Below are 7338 nucleotides of genomic sequence, written 5' to 3'. Positions count from 1 at the left end.
ACCCCAGAAGAAATCGGCGCGCACGACGCCGCGGATCGCGCCACCGGTATCCTGCGCCAGCATCAGCCGGCGCAAGGGTTTGGTGGAATTGGGTTGTGTCGTCGACAGGAAGACCGGTGCGCCAAGGGGCACATGGCGCGGGTCGACGGCGATGCTGCGCTCGGCGCTCAGCGGCACACCCAGGGCGCCCGGTGGACCCTCGTTGTCATTCGCCTTGGCCGGCAGTTCGCGAAAGAAAACGTAGCTCGGATTGGTGTTGAGCAGTTCGTCCAGTTTGTCCGGGTTGGCGCGCGCCCAGGCCTGGATGCCCTGCATCGAGGCCTGTTCGGGTTTGAGCTCACCACGCTCGATCAGCACGCGACCAACCGATTGATAGGGATGCCCATTCTGGTCGGCGTAAGCGACGCGCACCATGCGGCCGTCGGGCAGCTTGACTCGACCGGAACCCTGAATCTGCAGGAAAAAGAGTTCGACGGCGTCATCCACCCAAAGCAGCACGCGGTCTGCATGGTCCCTTTCGCGGGCGACAATGTCGGCGCGGGGATAATAAGGAATGACCTTGTTGCCCTGCAGGCGACCGCGCAGGCGCATGTTTTTCAGGTCCGGAAAGACATCGGACAGTTCGATGGTCAGCAAGTCAGGCGGCACGCCGAGCACCGCTTGCGAGAAGGTCGCGTTGCGCGTTCGCGAACCGCGCAGCAGGGGTTCGTAATAGCCGGTCACCATCCCGCTCGTCGTCGCGTCCGGGTTGGTCAGCAGATAGGGCTCGAAACGGGACTCGAAAAAGCGGCGCAAGGCGGCACTGTCATTGCTCGCCCGTCCCTTCGCTTCCTCACAGGCGGCGCGCCAGAGCAGCCATTGCGGCTTGCTCGCCAGGGCCCGGCAGGAATGCAGGAAGGCCGGCCAGGCGGCCGTGAGATCATCCTCGCCCCAGCCCGGTAGATCACTCCAGCGCGCCGGCTGCATCGGTTTGGCCGGCGGCGGTACCGGGGTTGCCGTGGGTGCCGGACACTGCGGGCAAACGGCACAGGCCGGGCAGACTGCTGCCGGGGGGGGCTTGACTGTGGCGCAGGCGGCCAGCAGCAGGGCGAACAAAAATCCACCGCAGAGCCGCAAAGAGCGCAAAGGTGAGGCAAAGGAATTAGAGGAAAGCGTAGGCCCTGCCTTGCGATGATCATGCTTTTTGCTGCCTCCGCGACGCAGTGACAGTGTGATGGATGATTCCATGATACGGGCGGGTATTTGGCTTTTGCGCATGGTTTGGCTACAGTGCAGGGGTTTTAAACCCTGCGAAGTATACCGCCCCGATGAACGACCCGACCGAGCAACTTGCCCGTTTTCTTACCCGCGCCGAAATGCTCCTTGAACGTATCGAACCGCTGTTGCCGCCCGCCTCGCCCGCACCGGACTGGAACAGCGCGGTGGCCTTTCGCTGGCGCAAGCGCGGCAAAGCAGGGTTTCTGCAGGCGATCAACCGGCCATCGACGATCCGCCTTGAGGATCTTCACGACATCGACGAACAGAAAACGCGCATCGACATCAACACGCGGCAGTTCATCTGCGCGCAGCCGGCCAACAACGTGTTGCTCACCGGGACGCGCGGCTCGGGCAAGTCCTCGCTGATAAAAGCGCTGCTCAACGAATATGCGCCCAAAGGCCTGCGTGTCATCGAGGTCGAAAAGGGCGAACTGATCGACCTGCCCGACATCGTCGAACTGGTCGAGGGGCGGCCGGAGCGTTTCATCATCTTTTGCGACGATCTATCATTCGACGCCGGGGATGCTACCTTCAAGGCGCTTAAAGTCGTCCTCGACGGATCGATGTCCTCGGCGCCGGACAATGTGCTGATTTACGCCACCTCGAACCGCCGTCACCTGATGCCGGAATACTTCGAGGAAAACCTCGAAAGCAAGCGGGTCGGCGATGAAATCCACCCCGGCGAAGCGGTCGAGGAAAAAATATCGCTTTCCGAGCGCTTCGGGCTCTGGCTTTCCTTCTATCCCTTCGATCAGGAGGCCTACCTGAACATCGTCGCGCACTGGCTGAAGTCCTTCGGATGCAGCGCAAGGGAAATCGCGGGCGCCGAACGCGATGCGCTCAACTGGGCGCTGTTGCGCGGCTCGCGCAGCGGGCGTGTGGCTTGGCAGTTCGCCAAAGACTGGGCCGGCACACACGCCCCGGCCAGGGTAAAGCGCGGCATATGAACGAGGTGGTCGAGGTCGCGGCGGCCATCCTGTTGCGCGACGGTGAAGGCGGCAGCGAATTCCTGCTCGCCCAGCGCCCGCAGGGAAAAGCCTATGCCGGCTACTGGGAGTTTCCCGGCGGCAAGGTCGAGCCGGGCGAAACCCTGCGCCAGGCGCTGGTGCGCGAACTGCAGGAAGAACTGGGCATCAGCGTCGACTGCGCCTGGCCGTGGCTGTCGTGCGCGTTTACCTACCCGCACGCCAGCGTCCGCCTGAAGTTCTTCCGCGTTGTTAAATGGCATGGCGAGATCGCGCCGATCGAGCACAGTGGCCTGGTCTGGATGAAGACCGGCGACAGCGCACCCGTTGCCCCGATTCTGCCGGCCAACGGCCCGATCCTGCGCGCGCTCGAATTGCCGTCGATCTACGCGCTGACCAACGCCGCCGGGAACGGAATCGATGCCGAGCTGGCGAAACTGGAGTGCGCACTGGCAGGCGGGCTGCGCCTGGTCCAGGTGCGCGACAAGACGCTGCCGCCGGCGCAGCGCCTTGACCTGGCCCGACGCGTGATGACGCTGGCCAACGAGCATGCCGGCGCCTGCGTGCTGATCAACGATGACGAAGTCCTGGCGCGCGAGGTTGGCGCGCACGGCCTGCACCTCTCGGCCGGCCAGCTCATGCATCTCGCTTGCCGCCCGCCATTCGATCGGGTTGGCGCCTCCTGTCACTCGGCTGAAGAACTGGCCCACGCGGCTTCGCTGGAGCTTGACTTCGCCGTGCTCAGCCCGGTCATGCCGACGGCGAGCCATCCGGGAGCCCAAGGCCTGGGCTGGGATGAGTTTGCGCGACTGATCGGGCTGTCACCACTGCCGGTCTTTGCGCTCGGCGGGATGCTGCCGGAGATGCTCGACATCGCAAGGGAGCGAGGCGCTCACGGAATTGCCCTGATGCGCGGCTGGAACCCTTAAACGAAGTTTAGCAACCGCAAAATAACTTCTATACAAATCATGCAATTAGCACGTACTGGTGTTTTTTCCTCCAGTTTTGCTCGTAATCTCATGATCAGCAGATCAGTTTTTTGGTTCCTCCCGGTGCCGGGTTGATGGCCAGCGCCTGATAGATTGCCATCAACGCGGGTCCGGCTCCCGTACTCTTGCGCATATGTATTGTGCGCCCGTCCTTGCGTCGCAGACTGCTTGTCACCCGACACTGAACCGACAGGGTTTTTCTCAGGGTCGCCCAGGACTCGTTGATTCCGGCCTTCTTCAATTGGGTGCGCAGCATCTGCACGCACTGATACGCCAGTACCGTGATAAACAGATGCCCATCCGAGCGACCCTCCTTGTGATGAAACACCGGGCGCAAGCCCAGTTCGCTCTTGAGACTGCGAAATACGCTCTCCAGATCGGTCAGCATCGTGTAAGTGCGCCACAGGCGCTCTTCATCCCAGGTCGTTTCGTTGCTGCGCAAGCGGTACACGCCCGGATGGGTGGCCATCGTTCCGCCGACCGGGACCTTCGCCCAGGTCAGTGCCGTCGCGCACTTTCCTTTTGCTTCCGAATCCGCGCCAACCAGACTCACGGTGTAATGCGGGCTCGCTCTCCGGCTCCTCTCCTTCAGCCGGCCAATACGTTCCAGCAACTGTTCGTAACGTTTCTCGCTGCGCGGTTTGTTCAGTCCGTCAGCAATCTTTTGCAGTCCGGCCTCGAAGGCTTGGCTAAAGCCGACATCATCGCCGTCTCTTTCGCCTCCCGCCCTGCGGAGTGGCAATACAATTCGACCTCCTTGCCCTCCTCGCGCGTCACCTTTTGCAGCCGGATCGGTTCGCCGCCGGCCGTCTCGATGGACACCGCACAGTTCTCGTCGAACTGCCGCACGCCGCCCCGTCGCACCACCAGATAGCGGTAATCGTGCTCGCGCAATCAGGTCACCTTGGCTTCGCTGGCCATCCCGGCGTCCATGATCACCATCGCTCCCGGCGGGGCGCCCAGTCCGCTCAACATGACCTCCAGCGTCTCCCCTTCCGAGACATTGCCGTCGAAGGTCTTCGAGCGGCGGATAAAGCCGCTGCCGTCGAGCACCAGACCCAGCGTGACCAGCGGACAGTCGCTGCGCTTCTCCTTCGAGCGCCCAAAGTAGGCCTTGGGATTGGCGGTAGCATCGCCTTCAAAGTAGGTGTTGGCTAAGTCATACAGGGTGACGGTTTCTTCCAGGCTGAAGAGTGTTTCGATGGAACTGAACAGATGCGCTTCAATCGCGGCGCGATGGCGCACCCCATCAGTACTTCCTGCGGACGCAGCAGTTGCTCAAGGCGCAGGTACAGCAATGACCAGTCGTCCTGTTTGACCGTAAAGTGACGACCGAGGTAGAGGACGTCAATCTGGCGTACCTTGCCGCCAATGCGTTCGCTACGCACCAGGCGGAAGGTGAACTAGCCCTCGCCTGTGATTCTGTTGTCGGTTCGGGTTTTACGGATGAACATGCACTGATGTTGCCGGAACACCAAGAGAAAACCGGTCCGGATTTACGATTCTGGGACAACAAAACGACTTCCGGGCTTATCCATTATGGATATGTGCATTAAATCAATCGATCGCGGAGTCGCAAGGCGCAATAATTCAATAAAACGATTATGGAGTTTAAAAGACCGGTTGAGGTAGTGCCATTGGGGGCAAGGGGGAATGGATTTTGTGTGCAGCCAACCCCTGGAGCCAGCCGCCATGCGAACCAGAATGACGAATTGAAAAGGGGTACTCCGTGCCTGGTCAGCGCGAGCGGCGCGAGCGATACTGCTGTCGCGCCTGGAAGGCTTCCTGGCACTCGGGCAGGTCGAGAGCGGCACGTTGCCGCTCCTTCACTCCGTAGTCGTTCCAGTAGCGCTCGCATTGCTCCAGTGTCCGCTGCTGCACTCGTCGCGTCGGCGGCGGCAAAATGCACTCGGCAATCAACTGTTCCCGGATGCCGGGCAGGACTGCGTCTCTTGCCGCCTCGCACTTCCGGTCGAGTTCATCGAGCTGCTTCAAGGTTTGCCTGCTTTGTGCGAAAGCAGGTTGCAGCGCTGCAGAAAGCACTAGGGCGACAAGCGCGCAGGAGACTATGTTGTTCATCGATCCACTCCCTCATTGCCCTGCGGCTTGCATGATTAACCAGTCAGCCTGCCACCAGCATACTCGCCGGGGGACTTACTACCTGGAATCGTCATTCGAGCAGCTCGACCCAGGTTCCGAACCTCGTATCTGCTCACCTGCCTAAGCAGCCAACGCCATGGATACCGCAGGAGCGATGTCCAAGGCGCTGGCCAGGCAGGCTGCTTAGTGGCTATTGCCGATTGGCCTTGATATTGCCGGCGACGCCGCCGGCAGCGGCGCCAATCGCCAGACCAGTCCAGGCGCTGCCTCCGGCGATTGAGGCGATGCCTGCGCCTGCAGCCCCACCAATGGCCGCACCACTTAATGTTCCCTGCTGTTGCGTGCTCATGTCCGTGCAACCGATTACACTTGACACCGCAACGACAACCACCATCAAACGAACTCTTTTCATTTCATGTCTCCGTTATTTATATTTCTGAAGTCCCGGTACGATAACTTCGAACCAGATGGTTTCAAGGACCGGGCGCTGCATTTTGCCCGGATTCGCGGCGTACCATTTGTCGAGCGCCGCGCTGACACTTTCAAGCGACTGGCCTTTCAAGCCCTTTGTCGTACGCGGAATAAGGCTTTGGCTATCGGGCGGCGGATTCGCGCCCTCATAGGCCGCTTCAAGCTGGATTGTATTGGCCACTCCAATGAGATAAGCCTTCTTCAACTCACCCGACGACTTGCTCCACATCTCGCCGGTGACCAGGGGTACCTCATCCGCCAGTACATTGGCCGAAGCCACAGACAACAACGCGCAAGCGCCGAACAGCGCCGCACGCAAACCCAGTTTCATCACCATCGCATTCTCCAAGAAAAAAATCGAATAAATCCAGCGAGATCCGCTCAGATTGATCGCAGTCGCTGACGCACCATGACAACTACAAATTGCTGTACTTTCGGCTTGGTCGCAGGTATAGAAAATCACATCCTGCATGCAAAGTATCATTGCCCAGTGCACCCCTGTCAATGCCTAATTTTGGGCTAATGGCACACTCGGCAATTTCACAAACTTTACGCTAGGCAAGCGCCTTGGTCTTGAGCCGTGCGAATTCCTCGGCATTGATCGTTCCTGCATCGAGCAGCGCTTTTGCGTCAGCGATTTGCTCTGCCGGCGACTTTCCCGCCACCTGCCGAATGTAGGTATCGGTATCGGATTTGGCGCGCTCGACGGCCGCGCGCTGGCGTTTGGCCATCCCCCCCCCATTGGTAATAATGTAAATCACGGCGGTCAGCATCGGGATAAAGATCAATCCGATAATCCACAAGGCCTTTGAACCTCCCCCCATTTCCGTATTGCGAAAAAGGTCGGCAACAATCTGGAACAGCACCAGAAGGTAAGCGATAAAAACGAAAGTCGATATGATCAGCCAGACTAAATCCCAAAAATTGCTCATGTAATAAAACTCCCTGAATGTAACTCAATGAATAAACCAAAAAAAGTCGAGCATAATGCCACTAACGTAGGCCCTCATCCCCGGCTCTCCCGCAGGGATCCCGCAGGCGAAGGGTGCAAACCCCCTCTCCTTGCGGGTTGGGGTGAGGGCCAAACCCCCGCCAAACCTGGTGTTGCGGCGGGCGCGCTCAATTGCGCTTTCTTGGATAAAACCAACCCGATGAAAAACAAAGTGCCTTGACGGGAAAACGTCAAGGCACCTTGCGTGTTGCGCCGTGCAGCCAGCCGCGCAGCAAGGAAAACAGCGCGCTACCGGAAACCATGCCAAGAATGTAGACGCCGATCACCAGCAGTGAAGCCGGCATGGTCAGGCTCATGCTGAACAGCGTAACCGTGACCGAGGTAAGGTTCTGGAAATTGAACATCAGGACAACTGCCGTCACCACAAGGATCAGGCCGGCGTAGACATAGCGCATGATGACTCCTTGATAAAAACTCTGCCAACTTGCTTGAGGAACGGATTATATACAACAAGCGGCCGTTATCGGGTTCGATCCGAGAGCAGAGCAGATTGACCTGGACTCAACGCCCGTCCGGGATGAATGAATGCTTCGCCCGCATCTTT

At 59.6% G+C, this 7338-nt stretch carries 12 protein-coding genes; 3 read left to right on the top strand and 9 right to left on the bottom strand.

Translation table 11 applies throughout. The annotated features are described in order from the left end of the window. On the bottom strand, positions 1–1095 hold a 1095-nt coding region (locus JNM42_RS14305), incomplete at its 3' end, for a murein transglycosylase A (protein WP_294271395.1). 212 nt (positions 1096–1307) lie between these two features. Here JNM42_RS14305 and JNM42_RS14300 point away from each other — a divergent pair. Together JNM42_RS14300 and JNM42_RS14295 are read left to right on the top strand one after the other, a co-directional pair. Further along, positions 1308–2204, top strand: a complete 897-nt coding sequence (locus tag JNM42_RS14300; protein ID WP_294271393.1) for an ATP-binding protein — start codon at positions 1308–1310, stop codon at positions 2202–2204. Then, positions 2201–3151: a Nudix family hydrolase gene (locus tag JNM42_RS14295; RefSeq protein ID WP_294271390.1), complete on the top strand. Its 951-nt coding sequence runs from the start codon at positions 2201–2203 to the stop codon at positions 3149–3151. The genes JNM42_RS14300 and JNM42_RS14295 overlap by 4 nt, the downstream gene beginning before the upstream one ends. A 94-nt stretch (positions 3152–3245) precedes the next feature. On the opposite strand, the gene JNM42_RS14290 is transcribed toward JNM42_RS14295, so the two are convergent. From JNM42_RS14290 to JNM42_RS14280, 3 genes are read right to left on the bottom strand one after another with little or no spacing between them, the layout of a single operon-like run. Beyond that, positions 3246–3953: a hypothetical protein gene (locus JNM42_RS14290; protein WP_294271383.1), complete on the bottom strand. Its 708-nt coding sequence runs from the start codon at positions 3951–3953 to the stop codon at positions 3246–3248. Continuing rightward, positions 3857–4105, bottom strand: a complete 249-nt coding sequence (locus tag JNM42_RS14285) for a hypothetical protein (protein ID WP_294271382.1) — start codon at positions 4103–4105, stop codon at positions 3857–3859. Before JNM42_RS14285 ends, JNM42_RS14290 begins: the two co-directional genes overlap by 97 nt. Continuing rightward, positions 4106–4456: a hypothetical protein gene (locus JNM42_RS14280; RefSeq protein WP_294271379.1), complete on the bottom strand. Its 351-nt coding sequence runs from the start codon at positions 4454–4456 to the stop codon at positions 4106–4108. It lies immediately after the preceding gene. A gap of 80 nt (positions 4457–4536) precedes the next feature. On the opposite strand from JNM42_RS14280, the gene JNM42_RS14275 reads away from it, so the two are divergent. After that, positions 4537–4767, top strand: a complete 231-nt coding sequence (locus JNM42_RS14275; RefSeq protein ID WP_294271375.1) for a hypothetical protein — start codon at positions 4537–4539, stop codon at positions 4765–4767. 181 nt (positions 4768–4948) lie between these two features. Here the strand turns inward: JNM42_RS14275 and JNM42_RS14270 are convergent, their stop codons facing one another. The 5 genes from JNM42_RS14270 to JNM42_RS14250 form a co-directional block, all read right to left on the bottom strand. Beyond that, on the bottom strand, positions 4949–5290 hold the full coding sequence (locus tag JNM42_RS14270) for a hypothetical protein (protein WP_294271372.1): 342 nt from the start codon (positions 5288–5290) through the stop codon (positions 4949–4951). Positions 5291–5501: 211 nt separating this feature from the next. After that, complete coding sequence (locus JNM42_RS14265) at positions 5502–5723, bottom strand: hypothetical protein (RefSeq protein ID WP_294271369.1); 222 nt, start codon at positions 5721–5723, stop codon at positions 5502–5504. 12 nt (positions 5724–5735) lie between these two features. Then, entirely contained in the window at positions 5736–6254 is a 519-nt protein-coding gene (locus JNM42_RS14260) for a hypothetical protein (protein WP_294271367.1), read from the bottom strand. Positions 6255–6336: 82 nt separating this feature from the next. Further along, positions 6337–6714: an SHOCT domain-containing protein gene (locus tag JNM42_RS14255; protein ID WP_294271363.1), complete on the bottom strand. Its 378-nt coding sequence runs from the start codon at positions 6712–6714 to the stop codon at positions 6337–6339. A gap of 250 nt (positions 6715–6964) precedes the next feature. After that, positions 6965–7189 (bottom strand): hypothetical protein, encoded by a 225-nt coding sequence (locus JNM42_RS14250; RefSeq protein WP_294271360.1) that lies wholly within the window; start codon positions 7187–7189, stop codon positions 6965–6967. Positions 7190–7338: the final 149 nt, after the last annotated feature.

The organism is Propionivibrio sp., assembly GCF_016790145.1.
GTDB lineage: Bacteria > Pseudomonadota > Gammaproteobacteria > Burkholderiales > Rhodocyclaceae > Propionivibrio.
The sequence above is the reverse complement of the archived record's forward strand: the minus strand, read 5'-3'. Positions and strand labels throughout refer to the sequence as shown.